The sequence below is a fragment of the Cupriavidus sp. CER-90 genome (genome assembly GCF_057652055.1).
The window spans coordinates 1,245,916-1,263,461 of sequence record NZ_JBYGYM010000002.1; the positions used below are offsets into that span (position 1 = coordinate 1,245,916).

General features: G+C 68.6%; 13 protein-coding genes. 2 read left to right on the forward strand and 11 right to left on the reverse strand.

The genetic code is table 11. The annotated features are described in order from the left end of the window. Positions 1–25: 25 nt before the first annotated feature. From AC24R4_RS16315 to AC24R4_RS16365, 11 genes are all read right to left on the reverse strand, one after another. Positions 26–3,448, reverse strand: coding sequence for a transglutaminase family protein (locus AC24R4_RS16315; RefSeq protein WP_487523349.1), 3,423 nt, complete (start codon positions 3,446–3,448; stop codon positions 26–28). 96 nt (positions 3,449–3,544) lie between these two features. Next, complete coding sequence (locus AC24R4_RS16320; RefSeq protein WP_487523350.1) at positions 3,545–4,243, reverse strand: tetratricopeptide repeat protein; 699 nt, start codon at positions 4,241–4,243, stop codon at positions 3,545–3,547. 209 nt (positions 4,244–4,452) lie between these two features. Further along, the gene (locus AC24R4_RS16325) at positions 4,453–5,436 is read right to left on the reverse strand and encodes a YadA family autotransporter adhesin (RefSeq protein WP_487523351.1); all 984 of its coding nucleotides are present in this window, start codon (positions 5,434–5,436) and stop codon (positions 4,453–4,455) included. 221 nt (positions 5,437–5,657) lie between these two features. Further along, positions 5,658–6,353, reverse strand: a complete 696-nt coding sequence (gene kdpE, locus AC24R4_RS16330; protein WP_400395758.1) for a two-component system response regulator KdpE — start codon at positions 6,351–6,353, stop codon at positions 5,658–5,660. Position 6,354: 1 nt separating this feature from the next. Beyond that, the gene (locus tag AC24R4_RS16335; RefSeq protein WP_400395756.1) at positions 6,355–9,201 is read right to left on the reverse strand and encodes a DUF4118 domain-containing protein; all 2,847 of its coding nucleotides are present in this window, start codon (positions 9,199–9,201) and stop codon (positions 6,355–6,357) included. A gap of 187 nt (positions 9,202–9,388) precedes the next feature. Beyond that, positions 9,389–10,006 carry a potassium-transporting ATPase subunit KdpC gene (gene kdpC, locus AC24R4_RS16340; RefSeq protein ID WP_487523352.1) on the reverse strand — a complete coding sequence of 206 codons (618 nt, stop codon included), beginning with the start codon at positions 10,004–10,006 and terminating at the stop codon, positions 9,389–9,391. 15 nt (positions 10,007–10,021) lie between these two features. Continuing rightward, positions 10,022–12,259 (reverse strand): potassium-transporting ATPase subunit KdpB, encoded by a 2,238-nt coding sequence (gene kdpB, locus AC24R4_RS16345; RefSeq protein WP_400393750.1) that lies wholly within the window; start codon positions 12,257–12,259, stop codon positions 10,022–10,024. A gap of 15 nt (positions 12,260–12,274) precedes the next feature. After that, a complete protein-coding gene (kdpA, locus tag AC24R4_RS16350) occupies positions 12,275–14,107 on the reverse strand; it encodes a potassium-transporting ATPase subunit KdpA (protein ID WP_400393748.1) in 1,833 nt (610 codons plus the stop codon). Next, a complete protein-coding gene (gene kdpF, locus AC24R4_RS16355; protein ID WP_400393746.1) occupies positions 14,107–14,196 on the reverse strand; it encodes a K(+)-transporting ATPase subunit F in 90 nt (29 codons plus the stop codon). Before kdpF ends, kdpA begins: the two co-directional genes overlap by 1 nt. After that, entirely contained in the window at positions 14,196–14,366 is a 171-nt protein-coding gene (locus AC24R4_RS16360) for a hypothetical protein (protein ID WP_400393744.1), read from the reverse strand. The genes kdpF and AC24R4_RS16360 overlap by 1 nt, the downstream gene beginning before the upstream one ends. Before the next feature lie 214 nt (positions 14,367–14,580). After that, complete coding sequence (locus AC24R4_RS16365) at positions 14,581–15,552, reverse strand: magnesium and cobalt transport protein CorA (protein ID WP_400393742.1); 972 nt, start codon at positions 15,550–15,552, stop codon at positions 14,581–14,583. 247 nt (positions 15,553–15,799) lie between these two features. On the opposite strand from AC24R4_RS16365, the gene minC reads away from it, so the two are divergent. After that, positions 15,800–16,681 carry a septum site-determining protein MinC gene (minC, locus tag AC24R4_RS16370; RefSeq protein WP_400393740.1) on the forward strand — a complete coding sequence of 294 codons (882 nt, stop codon included), beginning with the start codon at positions 15,800–15,802 and terminating at the stop codon, positions 16,679–16,681. A 49-nt stretch (positions 16,682–16,730) separates the two neighbouring features. Then, the gene (minD, locus tag AC24R4_RS16375) at positions 16,731–17,543 is read left to right on the forward strand and encodes a septum site-determining protein MinD (protein WP_101679758.1); all 813 of its coding nucleotides are present in this window, start codon (positions 16,731–16,733) and stop codon (positions 17,541–17,543) included. The last annotated feature ends 3 nt before the right edge of the window (positions 17,544–17,546 follow it).

Below are 17,546 nucleotides of genomic sequence, written 5' to 3' on the forward strand. Positions count from 1 at the left end.
CTGTGGGGCGGGCACGCCAGGTGCGCTAGGCAATATCGCGCAGGTCCAGCGTGAACGGGAATTCCAGGCTGCGGCGTGGCGGCGGCGCCACCGACCGCCCCGGCGTATGCCCGATCGCGAAAAACCGCGCCAGGCGCCGGCTTTCCGCCTCGTAAGCATTGACCGGGAATGTCTGGTAATTACGGCCGCCCGGGTGCGAAACATGATACTGGCAGCCGCCCAGGCTGCGGTCCATCCACGTATCCACCACGTCGAAGGTCAGCGGCGCGTGCGACGGGATGGTCGGATGCAGCGACGATGGCGGCGCCCAGGCGCGATAGCGCACGCCGGCCACGTACTCGCCGGCCCGCCCGGTGGGCTGCAGCGGAATGGTCTGGCCATTGACCGTCACCACATGCCGGTTGTCGTTCATGCCCAGCACGGTCACCTCGATGCGCTCCACCGACGAATCGACATAGCGCACCGTGCCGCCGGGCGCGCCCTCCTCGCCCATCACATGCCACGGCTCCAGCGCCGTGCGCAGCGTCAGCGACAGCCCGGCCACGTCGATCTCGCCCACGCGCGGGAAGCGGAATTCGAAGTGCGGCGCGAACCAGCTGGACTCGAAGACAAAGCCGGCGGCGCGCATTTCGGCCAGCACATCGTCGAAATCCATCTCCACGAAGGTGCCGAGCATGAAGCGGTCGTGCAGCGCCGTGCCCCAGCGCGTGAGCCGCGCGGTGTACGGCGTGCGCCAGAAGCGTGCCACCATCGCCCGCAGCAGCAGTTGCTGCACCAGGCTCATGCGCGCGTGCGGCGGCATCTCGAACGCGCGCAGTTCCAGCAGGCCCAGCCGGCCAGCCGGCCCGTCGGGCGAGTAGAGCTTGTCGATGCAGAACTCCGAACGGTGCGTGTTGCCCGTCACGTCCACCAGCAGGTTGCGCAGGATGCGGTCGATCAGCCACGGCGGCACCTCGCCATTGCCGACCACCTGGCTCAGGTCAAGCTGGCGGCGCAGTTCGTCGAACGCGATATCGAGTTCGTAGACCTGGTCGTTGCGCGCCTCGTCCACGCGCGGCGCCTGGCTGGTCGGGCCGATGAACAGCCCCGAAAACAGGTACGACAGCGACGGATGGTTGTGCCAGTACGCGATCAGGCTGGCCAGCACGTCGGGCCGGCGCAGGAACGGGCTGTCGGCCGCCGTGGCGCCGCCCAGCACGAAGTGGTTGCCGCCGCCGGTCCCGGTGTGGCGCCCGTCGAGCATGAATTTCTCGGTGGACAGATGCGTCTCGTGCGCGGCCTGGTACAGGTAGTCGGTGTGGTCCACCAGTTCCGGCCAGTTGGCGGCGGGATGGATGTTGACTTCGATCACACCCGGATCGGGCGTCACCTGCAGCAGCTTCAGGCGCGGGTCGCGCGGCGGCGGATAGCCTTCCATCACGATCCGGACGCCCAGTTCGGCGGCGGTGGCCTCCACCTCGGCCACCAGCGCCAGGTAATCCTCCAGCACGGTCAGGGGCGGCATGAAGACATAGAGGATGCCGCGCTTGTCATCCATCGACCGCGCTTCGACGGCGGGGCCGGCGGCACGGCTCGGGTGGCGCACCTCCACGCAGACTGCCGTGCGGATGGTGTCGCTGGACGATACCCCTCGCGCTGGCGCCGTGGCCGGCGTGGCGGATTGGCCACCCGGGCGGGGCTGGCCTCGCGCTTCGGCCCGGCGCGCGGCCATCGCCGCCGGGCTGTACGCGGCGGCCGGCGACTGCGCGCGCAGCGGCGCCGCGGCCGGCAGCGGTGCGCGCGGCGCGAACGGGTCCTGCTCGAATTGCCACGGGTAGTCCGCCTTCGACACCCACGGCAGCGAATCGAGCGGCAGCCGGTAGCCCATCGGCGAATCGCCGGGCAGCAGGTACATGCGTTCGTCGCGCATGAACCAGCGGCCGGTCAGCCAGCTGCCATGATCGTCGCGCGCCAGCGGCAGCACGTAGCCGGTGACGCTGGACAGCCCCGCGTCGAACACGCGCCGCAGCCGCGTACGCTCCAGTTCGTCGTCGAGCCTGGCCTCGAACGGATCGACGTTGACCGGCAGCCGGCGCTCGCGCCACAGGTAGTACCAGACATCTTCGTAGCCGGGCGTGACGGTGTCGGCTTCCAGGCCCAGCCGACGCGTCAGCGTTTCGAGAAACCGCCGGGCATCGGCCGATGTGTAGGCATCGGGCTCGCGCTCGTCGGCAAACAGCGCCGGGTCCTGCCAGCACGGCTGCCCATCGGCGCGCCAGCAGATCGACAGCGCCCAGCGCGGCAACTGTTCGCCGGGATACCACTTGCCCTGCCCGAAATGCAGGAAGCCGCCCTCGCCGTAGCGCGCACGCAGCTTGTGCACCAGTTCGGTGGCCAGCCCGCGCTTGGTGGGCCCCAGCGCATCGGTGTTCCACTCGGCGCCGTCACGGTCGCGCGCGGCGACGAAGGTGGGCTCGCCGCCCATCGTCAGCCGTACGTCGAGCGCCTGCAACTGGCGGTCCACGGCCAGGCCGGCCGCGTCGATGGCCGTCCACTGCGCATCGGTATAGGGCTTGGTCACGCGCGGGGACTCGTAGATCCGCGAGATCGACATATGGTGCCCGAACGTCACCTCGCATTCGTCCACCGCGCCGCTGACCGGTGCCGCATTGCTGGGCTCCGGTGTACAGGCCAGCGGGATATGGCCCTCGCCGGCCAGCAGTCCCGATGTGGGATCGAGCCCGATCCAGCCGGCGCCGGGCAGGTAGACCTCGCACCAGGCGTGCAGGTCGGTGAAATCGGCCTCGGCACCGACCGGGCCATCGACGGCCTTCACGTCGGGGGTCAATTGCAGCAGGTAGCCGGACACGAAGCGCGCGGCCAGCCCCAGATGCCGCAACGTCTGTACAAGCAGCCAACCGGTGTCGCGGCACGACCCCGACCCGTTTTCGAGCGTGGTCTCCGGCGACTGCACGCCCGGCTCCATGCGGATCAGGTAGCGGATCTCGCGCTGCAGCCGCTGGTTCAGGTCCACCAGGAAATCCAGCGTGGCGCGCGGCGCGCGGTCGATGCTGTCGACGAACGCGGCAAGGCGCGGCGTCAGCGGGTCTTTCGCCAGGTAGGGCGCCAGGTCGTGGGCCAGCCCGGCATCGTAGGCAAACGGAATCTTCTCGGCCGACGGCTCCAGGAAGAAATCGAACGGGTTGTAGACCGCCATCTCGGCGATCAGGTCCACCGTCACGCGGAATTCCGTGGTCGGCTCCGGAATCACCAGGCGGGCCAGGTAGTTGGAGAACGGGTCCTGCTGCCAGTTGACGAAATGCTGCACCGGTTCGATGCGCAGCGAGTAGGACAGGATGGGCGTGCGGCAATGCGGTGCCGGGCGCAGGCGTACGACTTGCGGCGACAACTGCACCGGACGGTCATAGCGGTAGTGTGTGACATGACTCAGCGCGACGTGCGTGACCACTGGCGACCCCCGGGGTTGTGTGTAGCGTCAGGCTTAGCAAGACTTGTACCGCCTGCCCGTGCCTGCCCACGGACGGCGGCCGGCAACCGCGCCGGCCTACATCTGGTTCTTCGCGCGCAGGCCCTCTTCCAGCAACGACCGCAGCTTGGCCAGCGCGCCGGGATCGCCGTGCGCGGCCGCCCGGGCGTACCAGATCTTGGCCTGCTCGATATCCTTGTCCACGATGCCGGGGTAGCCGCGTTCGTAGTAGCTGCCGACGATGTACTGCGCCCCGCCGTCGCCGGCGGTGGCCGCCTTCGCGTACCAGGTGAACGCGCGGCCGTAGTCCAGCGGCACCCCGCGCCCGGTGAAGTAGTTGGTGGCCAGCGCCATCTGCGCCTGGATATGGCCGCCCTGCGCCGCGCGCTCATACCAGCGGTTGGCCTCCTCCAGCGACTTCGGCACCAGCTTGCCGCGCTCGTAGAGATCCCCGACTGTGTACTGCGCATGTGTCATCTGGTTGTCGGCCGCGCGGCGCAGCCAGACCAGCGCTTCTTGCGGCCTGGCTGTCGTACCTTCGCCACGCAGCAGCATCATCGCGTAGTTGAACTGGGCCAGCCGGTTGCCCTTCTGGGCCGCCTCGGCGAAACCCTTGATCGCCGCATCGAAATGACCGGCTTCATAGGCGGCAACCGCTTCGCGGGTCTGCGCCTGGGCCGGCGCGGGCGGTTCCGGGGCCGCGTGGGCGTGGAAGCCGGCGACTGCGGCGAGCACCAGCACCGCCAGACGGATCTTCGAGGTAACGGTCGCGGGCATGGTGAACTCCGAAGGCCGGCAAGGCTGGCAGGCTGGCTGGATAGCGGGACGGTGAATTCAGTGTAGTTGGCGATTCCGCGCGCCGCCCATCCATATTAAGGATGTAGTTCCGTGTTTATTGCTAGAAAATATTCTTTTCATGAATAATCCAACACAGAGGCGTGCTGGCACCCCCATGACCGCCAGTTGTGCCAGCACGCCGCCCCAGATCAGCGACCTTCCAGTGCCGATACCCGCGTGGCCAGCGCGGCGATCTGACGGTTGATGGCGACCAGTTCCTGGCGGAGCTGGTCAAGATTCACCGCATCGGTGCCCTGGGTGGCAGCCGCCACATTCACGATCTGCCGGCGTTCGGCTGCACTGCCCACGGATACCGAAGCCGGGCGGTCGCAAACCGAATTGGTGCCAAGCGCGACGCCGGCCTTGACTTCCACGCGCGCACCACTGCCCAGCGCGGTGCCGAAGGCGGCGGTGGCCCGTGCGTTGTCGCCCAGTGCCAGCGCGCTGACCTGGTCTGCCAGTGCCCCCGATCCCACGGCGGTAGCCAGCGCGTCGGCCGCAGACGCGCTGGCGCCGACTGCCAGGCCCTGTGCGCCGCTGGCGTACGCCTGGTCTCCGATCGCCACGCCCCGGGCGCCCGACACCACGGCCAGTCCAAGCGCAACGCTGGTGACGCCCGATGCGCTGGCTTTCGTCCCAATGGCGACGGCATCGCTGGCACTGGCGGTACTGGCCACGCCAATGGCGACGCTGTACGCCGCGGTGGCATTGGCCAGGCGCCCGAACGACGAGGCGCTGTCGCCGGCGGCCACGGCCTTGATACCCACGGCGGTGGTGTTGACCGCCGATGCAACGGTGGAACTGCCCAGTGCCGTGCTGCTGTCGCCGGTGGCAGCACTGCGGGCGCCCAGCGCCGTCGACCACACTGCGGTGGCCGTGGCCTCCCGGCCCACCGCCGCGCTATAGCTCCTGCCGCTGTGGGCGCCCGTGCCAATGGCCAGCGTGTTGTTATCGCCATCCGCCAGGGCGGTGTCCCCGATGGCGATCGAGTCGCCCCCGGTGGCGGCGGCCGATTGGCCGATGGCAATCGCGTTCCCCCCACTGGCGTTGGCGTCGGGCCCGGTGCTGTTGGCGCGGAAGTACTGAACGCCTGCGGCCAGTGCGGCAGCGGGCTGAGATACGTTTTGTGTCATTGCGTCGCTCCAGATATCAGTTTCGGAATGCCTCCCCGACAGCCGGCGTGCGTGCCATGGCTGTCACGGATGGCGATCCGATCCTTTCAAACTGCGACGTACAGGGCCATGGAATCTGGTAGGCCAGGACGGTTCCATGGCGCTGCCTGGCGTCCTGTGATGGCGGGGCGCGGCACCGCGCGGACGCGGCGACCCGGTTACCCGGTTACCCGCCTACCCGCCTACCCGGCGAACCGGTATCCGACCCCTACCTCGGTCAGCAGGTGCACGGGCTGCGCGGGGTCCAGCTCCAGCTTGTGGCGCAGGTGTCCCATGTAGACGCGCAGGTAGTGGCTGCTTTCCGAGTGCGCCGGGCCCCAGACCTCGCGCAGCAGTTCGCGATGGGTCATGACCTTGCCGCGGTGGGCGATCAGCACCGCCAGCAGCCGGTATTCGATGGGGGTCAGATGCACCTGCGCGTCGCCTCGCGTGACCAGCCGGTTGGCCATGTCCACGCGCACATCGCCGAACGTGATCTGCGGCGTGCCCTGCGGGTTCGTCCTGGCGTGGCGGCGCAGCAGCACGCGCACGCGCGCCACCAGTTCGCCCACGCCGAACGGCTTGGTCAGGTAGTCGTCGGCGCCGGCATCCAGCGCCGCGATCTTGTCGGCTTCGTCGGTGCGGGCGGACAGCACCAGCACCGGCACCTCGGTCCAGGTGCGCATTTCGCGGATCAGCGTCATGCCGTCGCCATCGGGCAGGCCCAGGTCCAGGATCACGATGTCGGGCTGGCGCGTGCCGGCATCGATCAGCCCGCGCTTGAGCGTGTCGGCCTCGTGCACGGTGCAGCCATCTGCCTGCAGCGATTCGCGCACGAAGCGTCGGATATGGGGTTCGTCCTCGACCAGCAGGACGGTCGGCGAATAATCGAATGGCATCTCAGTGCGGATCGGGAAGGATGGCGTCGAGCGGCTCGGGCTCGACGGCGGGAGGATTGCCGCGCGGCAGCGCCAGCGTGAAGCGGGCGCCGGGGCCGGCCGACTCCACCCAGATGCGGCCGCCGTGGGCCTGCATGATGGCGTCGCACACGGCCAGCCCCAGGCCCACGCCGGCGGTGGCCGATTCGCGCTGGCCACGCGTGAATTTCTCGAAGATATGGCGCTCCTGGCCCGGCGCCACGCCGTGGCCTTCGTCCTCGACGATCAGCCGCACTTCGTCGTCCAGCAGCGCGCCACGGATGCGCACGACCGTGCCGGGCTCGGTGTACTTGGCCGCATTCTCCAGCAGGTTGCACAGCACGCGTTCCATCAGCACGCCGTCGCATTCCACCAGCGGCAGCGCGGCCAGGTCGGCCACCTGAACGCGATGCGCCTTCAGTGCCTCGCGCATCGACGCCAGCGCGGCGCCCACCAGTTCCTCCAGCGATTGCCAGCCGCGCTGCAGTGCCACGTCATGCTGCTGCAGCCGGGCCATGTCGAGCAGGTTGACCACCATGGTGCGCATGCGCAGCGCCTGGCCGCGCATGGCGTCCACGGTCTCGGCCACGTCACCGGCCAGCGGCGGCGTGGCGCGCTGCAGTGTCTCGGCCATGCCGATCAGCCCGGTCAGCGGCGTGCGCAGGTCGTGCGACACGGCGGCCAGCAGCGAACTGCGCAGCCGCTCCGATTCGATCGACACCAGCGCGCGCTGCGCCACTTCCACGTAGTGCAGCCGCTCGATGCCGATGGCGATCAGCGTGGCGAAGACGTCGGCCTGGCGCCGCAACCCGGGCTCGGCCAGCGCGTGCCAGGCGCGCGGCTCCACGGCCAGGACGCCGCGCGTCTGCATCGGCGCCTTGAGCGGCAGGTACAGCACCGTGCTGCCCGGCAGCGTATGGGTGCCGGTGCCGGCCGGCTGGCCATGGTCGAACACCCACTGCGCCAGCACCGTGTCGATGGCCTCGCCTTTGTCGGACTTGTCACCAGGCCCGCCCGGCGGGCCGCCCGCCATCGGCAGCAGCCGCCCCTGTTCGGACACCAGAAAGAACGTCACATGGGCCTCGAACGCGGCGCGCATGAAGCGGCTGCCGATCTCGACCACCTGGTCGGTGGTCAGCGCGGCCGACAGCTCGCGGGCCAGTTCGTACAGCGTGCGCGCATCGGTTTCGCGCCGCACGGCCACCTGCGCCTGCTCGCGCAGGCCGGCGGTCAACTGACCGATGACCAGCCCCACCGTCAGCAGCACGAAGAACGTCAGCAGGTACTGCACGTCGCTGACGGCGAACGACATCCGGGGCGGCACGAAGAAGAAATCGAACGCCGCCACCGCCAGCACCGATGCCAGCGCCGCCGGTCCCCGGCCATGGCGCAAGGCCACGCCGACCACGCCCGCCAGGAACAGCATCGCGATGTTGACGAGGTCGAACCACGGGCGCGCCAGCATCGACAGCACCGTGGCCCCGGCGCACCACACCACGGCGAACGCGTAGTCGCGCCGGCGGGTGCGTGCCAGTTCGGCGGCGGCCTGGGCGTCGGCATCGGGATGGGACTCCGCGATCTGCGGCGCGCGCGGGCGCAGGTCGGCGCGCGTGGTGTCGGCGGCCACGCGGATCACGTCGATCTCGGGGCAGCCGGCCGCCAGCGCATCGGCAAATGTCTGCCTGCCGATCAGCCGGTTGCCGGCCCCGAGCACCGGCGACAACGCGCGCGCCAGCCACATGCGTGCCCGATCGATCAGGCTGCCCTCGGCGTGCCAGTCGTTGCGGGCGCGCCCCACCAGCACCTTGGTCAGGTTGTGGCGGCGCACGTAGCCGGCCACCGCCTTGACCATGTCGTGCCCGGCCAGGGTTTCGGTGCGCGCGCCCAGTTCCTCGGCCAGTTGCATGGCCGCGCGCACGCGCACGCGGACCGGGTCGGCCAGCGGCATCAGCCGTGGCGTGGCGATGGTGACCACGTGCCAGTCGCAATCGAGCTGGCTGGCCAGGCGCCGCGCGCTGCGCACCACCTGTTCGGCATCGTCGCCGGTGCCAATGCACGCCAGCACGGCCTCGCGCGTGCGCCAGACCGGCTGGATCGCCTCGGCATGGCGGTAGGCGCGCACGTCGTCATCGACGCGGTCGGCGGTGCGGCGCAGCGCCAGTTCGCGCAGCGCGATCAGATTGCCCTTGCGGAAGAAATGCCGGGCCGCGTGGCGCGCCTGGTCGGGCAGGTACACCTTGCCTTCGCGCAGCCGGCGCAGCAGTTCGTCGGCGGGCAGGTCCACCAGCACCACCTCGTCGGCGCCGTCGAACACGGCGTCGGGCACGGTTTCCCAGACGCGCACGCCGGTGATGCCGCCCACGGCCTGGTTCAGGCTGTCCAGGTGCTGGACGTTGACCGTGGTCCAGACGTCGATGCCGGCGGCCTGCAGCTCCTGGATGTCCTGCCAGCGTTTGGGATGGCGGCTGCCCGCCGCGTTCGAGTGCGCCAGTTCGTCCACGAGCACCAGCGCCGGGCGCCGCGCCAGTGCGCCATCGAGATCGAATTCCTGCAGCACGCGATCCCGATAGGGCACATCGCGCAGCGGCAGGCGCTCCAGGCCGTTCACCAGCGATTCGGTTTCGGCGCGGCCGTGGGTTTCCACCACGCCGATCGCCACGTCCACGCCCTGTTCGCGCAAGGCGCGCGCGGCGGTCAGCATGGCGAAGGTCTTGCCCACGCCGGCCGATGCACCAAAGTAGACCCGCAGCTTGCCACGCGCGGCACGCACGCTCTCCGCCTGCATGGTTTGCAGCAGGGCGTCGGGGTCCGGGCGGGCGGCGTCAGTCATGGTGTGTGGATTGTGCCACGCAGGCATTCGCGGTGTGTGCATGCGCCGGCCCTCTCCCCCGGCCCCTCTCCCGCGCGCGGGAGAGGGGAGCAAACAGCCAGCATTTGATATACCCCGGGTGTTCTCCCCTCTCCCGCCTGCGGGAGAGGGGCGGGGGAGAGGGCAAGCGCATCGACCACCACGGAATCTATTTCAGCCCATCCAGCGCAAGATTCAACTTGAGCACGTTCACCGCCGGCTCCCCGAGCACCGCCAGGCCCGGGCCCTCGGTGTGCGCCGCGATCAGCGCCTCGACCTTCGCTTCCGGCAGGCCGCGCAGGCGCGCCACGCGCGCCGCCTGGTATTGCGCCGCGGCCGGGCTGATGTGTGGATCGAGGCCGCTGCCGGAGGCCGTCACCAGATCCACCGGGATCGCTGCCTTGTTGTCCGGGTCGGCGGCGTGCAGCGCATCGATACGCGCTTTCGCCGCATCGGTCAGCGCCGGGTTGGTCGGGCCCAGGTTCGAGCCCACCGACGCCGCGCCGTTGTACGGCATCGGCGCCGTGGCCGACAGGCGGCCCCAGAAGTATTTCGGGTCCGAGAACGGCTGGCCGATCAGTTCGGAGCCGACCGTCCTGCCGTTCTGCACGATCAGTGACCCGGCGGCCTGGTGCGGAAACACCGCGCGCGCGATGCCGGTGACCACGCCCGGATAGAGCAGCCCGGTGACGATGGACAGGCCGACGAACACGGTCAGCGCCGGGCGCAGCATGCCGGTCTGGCGCGCCGGCTCGGCCGGCAGGTTGATTTGGGCTTGTGAAGGCATTGCAGTTCTCCCTATTCAGATCCAGCCGAACATCGTCAGGAACATGTCGATCAGCTTGATGCCGGCAAACGGCACCAGGATGCCGCCCAGGCCGTAGATCAACAGGTTGCGGCGCAGCAGGATGGCGGCGCCCAGCGGGCGGTACACCACGCCACGCAGCGCCAGCGGAATCAGCGCCACGATGATCAGCGCGTTGAAGATCACGGCCGACATGATGGCCGACGCCGGCGTGGACAGGTGCATCACGTTCAGCAGGTTCAGCTGCGGATACGTGGTGGCGAACGCGGCCGGGATGATCGCGAAATACTTGGCCACGTCGTTGGCCACGCTGAAGGTGGTCAGCGACCCGCGCGTCATCAGCATCTGCTTGCCGATCTCGACGATCTCGATCAGCTTGGTCGGGTTGCTGTCCAGGTCGACCATGTTGCCGGCCTCGCGCGCGGCCTGCGTGCCGCTGTTCATGGCCACCGCCACATCGGCCTGCGCCAGCGCGGGGGCGTCGTTGGTGCCGTCGCCGGTCATCGCCACCAGGCGGCCCTGGCCCTGGTATTCGCGGATCAGCGCAAGCTTGGCCTCGGGCGTGGCCTCGGCCAGGAAGTCGTCGACGCCGGCCTCGGCCGCGATCGATGCCGCCGTCAGGCGGTTGTCGCCGGTGATCATCACGGTGCGGATGCCCATCTTGCGCAGTTCGCCGAACCGCTCGCGGATGCCGGTCTTGACGATGTCCTTGAGCTCCACCACGCCCAGCACGCGCACACTGTCCTCGGTGCCTTCGGAGATGGCCTCGGCCACCACCAGCGGCGTGCTGCCGGCGCGCGCCACATCGTCCACGGCCTGCATGACGGCGTCTGGGAACTTGCCGGCGCGCTCGGTCACGTAGCGGCGCACCGCATCGGCCGCACCCTTGCGCACGCTGCGCACGACGTTGCCTTGCGCCACATCGACGCCGCTCATGCGCGTCTGCGCGGTGAACGGCACGAAGACCGGGGCGGCCAGTCCGCGCGCGCCCATCTCCGGCGCGGCCACGCCGGGCTGCTGGCGCGCCAGCGCGACGATGCTGCGGCCCTCGGGCGTTTCATCGGCCAGCGACGACAGCCAGGCAGCCTCGGCCAGCTGGCGCTCGTTCACGCCCGGGGCGCAGAGGAAGCGCGCGGCCTGGCGATTGCCGTGAGTGATCGTGCCGGTCTTGTCCAGCAGCAGCACATCGACGTCGCCGGCGGCCTCCACCGCACGGCCCGACGTGGCGATCACGTTCGCTTCCATCATGCGGCTCATGCCCGCCACGCCGATGGCCGACAGCAGGCCGCCGATCGTGGTCGGGATCAGGCACACGAGCAGCGCCACCAGCACCGTCACCGATACCGGCACGCCGGCCTGGGTCACCAGCACCGCATAGAGCGAGTACGGTTGCAGCGTGGCGGTGGCCAACAGCAGCACCAGCGTCAGGCCCACCAGCAGGATCGTCAGCGCGAGCTCGTTCGGGGTCTTCTGGCGCTTGGCGCCTTCGACCATGCTGATCATGCGGTCGATGAAGCTTTCGCCCGGATTGGTCGTGATGCGGACCACGATCCAGTCGGACAGCACGCGCGTGCCGCCGGTCACCGACGAGAAGTCGCCGCCCGATTCGCGGATCACCGGCGCCGATTCTCCCGTGATGGCACTTTCATCGACGGAGGCCACGCCTTCGATGACCTCGCCGTCGCCGGGAATCATCTCGCCGGCTTCGACCAGCACGATGTCGCCGCGACGCAGGTCGGTGGCGATCACCGGCTCGGTGGCGCCGGCGGCGCGCGCGTCGCCACGGCCCGGGCGCACCACGCGCGCCATGGTGGTGGTCTTGAGCCCGCGCAGCGCGGCGGCCTGCTGCTTGCTGCGGCCTTCGGCCAGGGCTTCGGCAAAGTTGGCGAACAGCACCGTGAACCACAGCCAAACGGCAACGGCCAGGATGAAGCCCGCCGATTCGCTGCCCTGCGCGTGGCCGAGCCACGCACGCAGGAACAGGATCGTCGTCAGGATGCTGCCCGCGTAGACCACGAACATCACGGGGTTGCGCAACTGCGCGCGCGGCGTGAGCTTGCGCAGCGCCTCGATCATGGCCGGCTTGACCAGTTCGGGCGAGAACATGCCGCGTGCGGGGCGCGGGTGATGCGGCATGCCGCCGCCGGCCGCCGTGGCGGTCGCATTGGCTGCCGGGCCGGCGGGACGTGACGGCGCGGCCGGGGTGTTACGCGTCGCCGGGGATTGTTGTTGCATGAGAATCTCCGCGAATTACTTGGCGGCCGCCGCAACGGCGGCGGGCTGCAATTGCTCTGCGACCGGGCCCAGCGCCAGCGCGGGCACGTAGGTCAGTGCGCCAACCAGCAGGACCGAACCCACCAGCAGCACCACGAACAGCGGGCCGTGCGTGGGCATCGTGCCGGACGTGGCCGACGTGCGGCGCTTGGCGGCCAGCGATCCGGCCATGGCCAGCACCGGGACGATGATCCAGAAGCGGCCGAACCACATTGCCGCGGCCAGCAGCACGTTGTAGAACAGCGTGTTGGCGGACAGCCCGGCAAAGGCACTGCCGTTGTTGTTGGCCGCCGACGACAGCGCGTACAGGATCTCCGAGAAGCCGTGCGTGCCGGGGTTGAACACCCCGGCGCGGCCCGGCTCCGCCATCACCGCGATGGCCGTGCCGACCAGCACCAGCAGCGGCGTCACCAGGATGGCCACGGCGGTCATCTTCATCTCGTAGGCCTCGATCTTCTTGCCCAGGTATTCGGGCGTGCGGCCGATCATCAGGCCCGCGATAAAGACCGCCAGCACCGCGTAGACCAGCATGCCGTACAGGCCCGAGCCCACGCCGCCGAAGACCACCTCGCCCAGCTGCATCAGCAGCATCGGCACCAGCCCGCCGATGGCCGTGAACGAGTCGTGCATGGCGTTCACGGCGCCGCAGGACGCGGCCGTGGTGATCGTCGCGAACAGCGCGCTGGCCGAAATGCCGAAACGCACTTCCTTGCCTTCCATGTTGCCGCCGGCCTGCAGCGCCGATGCCACATGGTCAACCGGCAGCGCCGACAGCGCGGCGTTGACCTGCTGCTCGGACGCCATCGCCGCCAGCGCCATCACCACGAAGATCACCGTCATCGACGCGATCACGGCAACGCCCTGGCGGCGGTCCCTGACCATCTCGCCAAACGTGAAGCACAGCGCGGCCGGGATCAGGAAGATCGCCAGCATCTCCATCAGGTTCGCCAGGGGCGTCGGGTTCTCGAACGGATGGGCCGAGTTGGCGTTGAAGAAGCCGCCACCGTTGGTGCCCAGCATCTTGATCGCTTCCTGCGACGCCACCGGGCCCATCGCCAGCGTCTGCGTGGCGGTCTTCCTGTCCTCGGTCACGGGCTTGCCATCGCGGTCCAGCACCGGCTGCCCGGCCGCATCGACCACCGGTTGCGTGTATTCCACGGCCGACACCAGCGGCACATCCTTGTAGCTGTCGAAATTCTGGATCACGCCCTGCCCGACCAGCGCCACGGCCATGACGACCGACAGCGGCAGCAGCACATACAGCGTGCTGCGCACCAGATCGACCCAGAAGTTGCCGATGGTCTGGGCGCTGTGGCGCGCAAAGCCGCGAATCAGCGCGAACACCACCGCAATGCCGGTGGCCGCCGAAACGAAGTTCTGCACCGTCAGCGCCAGCATCTGCGTCAGGTAGCTCATGGTGGACTCGCCGGCATAGCCCTGCCAGTTGGTGTTGGCCACGAAGCTGATGGCGGTGTTGAACGACGAATCGGGCGACACCGCGCCAAACCCCTGCGGGTTCAGCGGCAGCATGCCTTGCAGGCGCTGGATGGCGTACACGGCCATCACGCCGATCACGTTGAACACGATCACGGCGACGGCGTACTGCTTCCAGCCCATTTCGGCATCGGCGCGCACGCCGGCCAGGCGGTACAGCACGCGTTCGAGCGGACGGCCCCATGCCGTCAGCCCATAGTTGCCCTCTTCGACGGCGCGGCGCATGTAGCGGCCCAGGAACGGGGCCACCACGAACAGCACGGCAAGGAACAGGGCGAGCAGCCCCAGAAACTGGGAGAAGGTTGACGTGGGCATCAGAATTTCTCCGGCCGGAACAGTGCAACGAGCAGGTAAACGAAGATGGCGACGGCCAGGCCGCCGCTGAGCAGGTCGGTCCAGTCCATCAGAGCCTCCGGTCGGTTGCCGAATGCTTGGGCTGGGCGGGCTTCGCGCCGGTGTCGTCGGCGCCGCCCCGGCCAGCGGGCAGGTTGGCGCCCAGCGCGGCGCACAGGGCCAGCAGCGCGCCCGTCAACGCGCCGAAGGCCAGCAATACGAGGAAATAGATCCCGTCCATGATGTGGGTGCAGGCGGGTCGCCTGCAGAGTGATTCACGGATAGGAGGTTAGGGATCGGGGGGTAAAAACGGGGTAGAGAGGGGGAGAGGGCGTGTAAACGAAATATAAAAACGGAAATATAAAAACGGCGAAATACAAAGGCGCGCGGCGCCGTGCCGCCCGGGCGCGATGGTGCGCCTCCGCCCGGCGCGAGAGAGGGGAGAAACAGCCGCCTTAGATCCAGCCGGCCCGGTGCAGCTTGCGCCAGAGCAGTCCGCAGGCCGTGACGGTGAAGCCGAGCACCACCGGATACGCGTAGTGCCACTTCAGCTCGGGCATGTCGCTGAAGTTCATGCCGTACAGCGAGAACACCACCGTCGGCACGGCCAGGATGGCGCCCCAGCCGGCCAGCCGCTTGACCACCTCGTTCTGCGTCACCGTCACCAGCGCCAGGTTGACCTGAACGGCCGTGGTCAGCATCTCGCGCACCACGTCCAGCGACCGGACGATGCGGCTGCAGTGGTCCTCGATATCGCGGAAATACGCGCGCAGTTCCTTGGGCACCAGGTCTTCATGCAGCCGGATCAGCTGGCCGCAGATGTCCTCCACCGGGTACACGGCATTGCGCAGCCGCAGCACCTGGTGCTTGACGTGGTAGAGCCGCTGGATGGCCTCGCGGTCGAATTCGTCGCGGAAGATGCCCTGCTCCAGCTGCTCGAAGGTGTCTTCCAGCCGCGTGACGATGGGCAGGTAGTGGTCCACCACGAAGTCCATCAGCGCGTACAGCACATAGCCCGGGCCATTGGCCAGCCCCTGCGGGTCTTCCTCGCAGCGTTGCCGCACGGGCGCGTAGGTGGAACTGGCCCCGTGGCGCACCGACACCACGTAATTGGGGCCGACAAACAGGTGGGTCTCGCCCACCACCACCTCCTCGCCGGCCAGCTGCGCGGTGTTGAGCACCACGAACACCGAATCGCCGTAGGTTTCGAGCTTGGGCCGCTGGTGGGCGTCCAGCGCGTCTTCCACGGCCAGGTCGTGCAGCCCAAAGGCCTGCTGCACCCGGCGCAGCAGCGTCAGGTCGGGCTCGTGCAGGCCCAGCCAGACGAACGTGCCCGGTTCCGCCAGCACCTGGCCGATATCGGCGAAGTCCACCTTGCCAAGCTTCTTGCCATTGCGATACGCCGCACAGTTGACGATGGCGCCCATGGCTCCTCCGCGATCAAGATGCGCAATCGTAACAAGGGCGGCAGAACCGTGCGATAGGCGTTGCTGACATCAGGGTGTACCCGAAGCCGGGCCATCCCGGTACCCATACCGCCCCGCCCGCCACATGCGCGCGCCCTTGCGGGGGGCATATGGTCCGCATGGTTCACCCCCTGCGGGCCGACCAAGATTTGTTACAGTTCCCGAGAAATCCGACGTTAGAATGTCCCATTTCCACGGTCACCCGGCTATGTCCCAGAAGAAATCGCCACGCTTCGAGCTGCGCAGTGGCAATGTCGACGCCCTCCTTCTCGCCCTGCAGACCGCGGACATCGACGCGCTGCGGGATGACCTTCTCTCCCGCTTCGAATCGACCCCCGATTTCTTCTCCGACGACGTGGTGGCGCTGGACCTGCGCCGCCTGGACGGCGACAGCGCGCTGGCGCTGGACCGCGTGATCGACACCCTTTCCACCCTGAAGGCGCGCGCCATCGGCGTGGTGGCGCGCCCCGACCAGCGCGGCTGGGCGGGCGGCTTCGGGCTGCCGCTGCTGGACAGCCAGAGCCGGCGCGGCGGCCGGGACGACGCGGCCCGGGACCGGCCGGACGCCGAAAAGGGGGCCGAAAAGGGTGCAGAATCGGCTTCCGGACAGGGTGCTTCCGATGACGCGTCCGCCAGCGCCAGCCCGGCCGGCAACGGCGCGCAGGGCGCCGAGGCGGGCGCGGCCAACGGCAGCGCATCGGAAATCGCCGAAATCATGGCCGCCGCCAACGCCGCGGCCGCCACGCCGCGCGCCATCCCCACGCTGCTGATCGACAAGCCGCTGCGCTCGGGCCAGCAGGTGTACGCGCAGGGCGACGTGGTGATCCTGGACTTGGTCAGCTACGGCGCCGAGGTCATCGCCGAAGGCAACATCCATATCTACGCCCCGCTGCGCGGCCGTGCGCTGGCGGGCGTCAAGGGCAACCCGGACGCGCGCATCTTCTGCACGTGCCTGGAGCCCGAACTGATTTCCATCGCCGGCATCTACCGGACCGCCGAGCAGACGCTCCCGGCCGACGTGCTCGGCAAGTCGGCCCAGGTGCGCCTGGCCGACGAGAAGCTGATTCTTGAACCGCTGCGGATGAAATAACGCCGCCGCGCCCATCACGACGAACCACTTTCATACCGGACCAAGAGCCATGGCAAAAATCATCGTAGTGACCTCCGGCAAGGGAGGCGTCGGCAAGACCACCACCAGCGCGAGCTTCGCCGCCGGCCTGGCCCTGCGTGGCCACAAGACTGCCGTGATCGATTTCGACGTCGGCCTGCGCAACCTCGACCTGATCATGGGGTGCGAGCGCCGCGTGGTGTATGACCTGATCAACGTGGTGCAGGGCGAAGCCAACCTGCACCAGGCGCTGATCAAGGACAAGAAGTGCGAGAACCTGTTCATCCTGCCGGCGTCGCAGACGCGCGACAAGGAGGCGCTGACGCGCGAGGGCGTGGAAAAGGTCATCAACGACCTGAAGGCCATGGATTTCGAATTTATCGTCTGCGATTCGCCGGCCGGCATCGAGACCGGCGCGCTGATGGCCATGTACTTTGCAGACGAGGCGCTGATCGTGACCAACCCCGAAGTCTCGTCGGTACGTGACTCGGACCGCATTCTCGGCATCCTGGCCTCGAAGACCAAGCGCGCCAGCGAAGGCGAGACCATCAAGGAACACCTGCTGATCACGCGCTACAACCCCAAGCGCGTGCATGGCGGCGAGATGCTGTCGCTGACCGATATCCAGGAAATCCTGCGCATCAAGTTGATCGGCGTGGTACCGGAATCGGAAGCCGTGCTGCATGCTTCGAATCAGGGCACGCCGGCCATCCATCTGGAAGGCACCGATGTGGCCGACGCCTATGGCGACGTGGTGGACCGCTTCCTGGGCAAGGACAAGCCGCTGCGTTTCACTGACTACCAGAAGCCGGGCCTGCTCTCGCGCATCTTCGGCAACAAGTAAAAG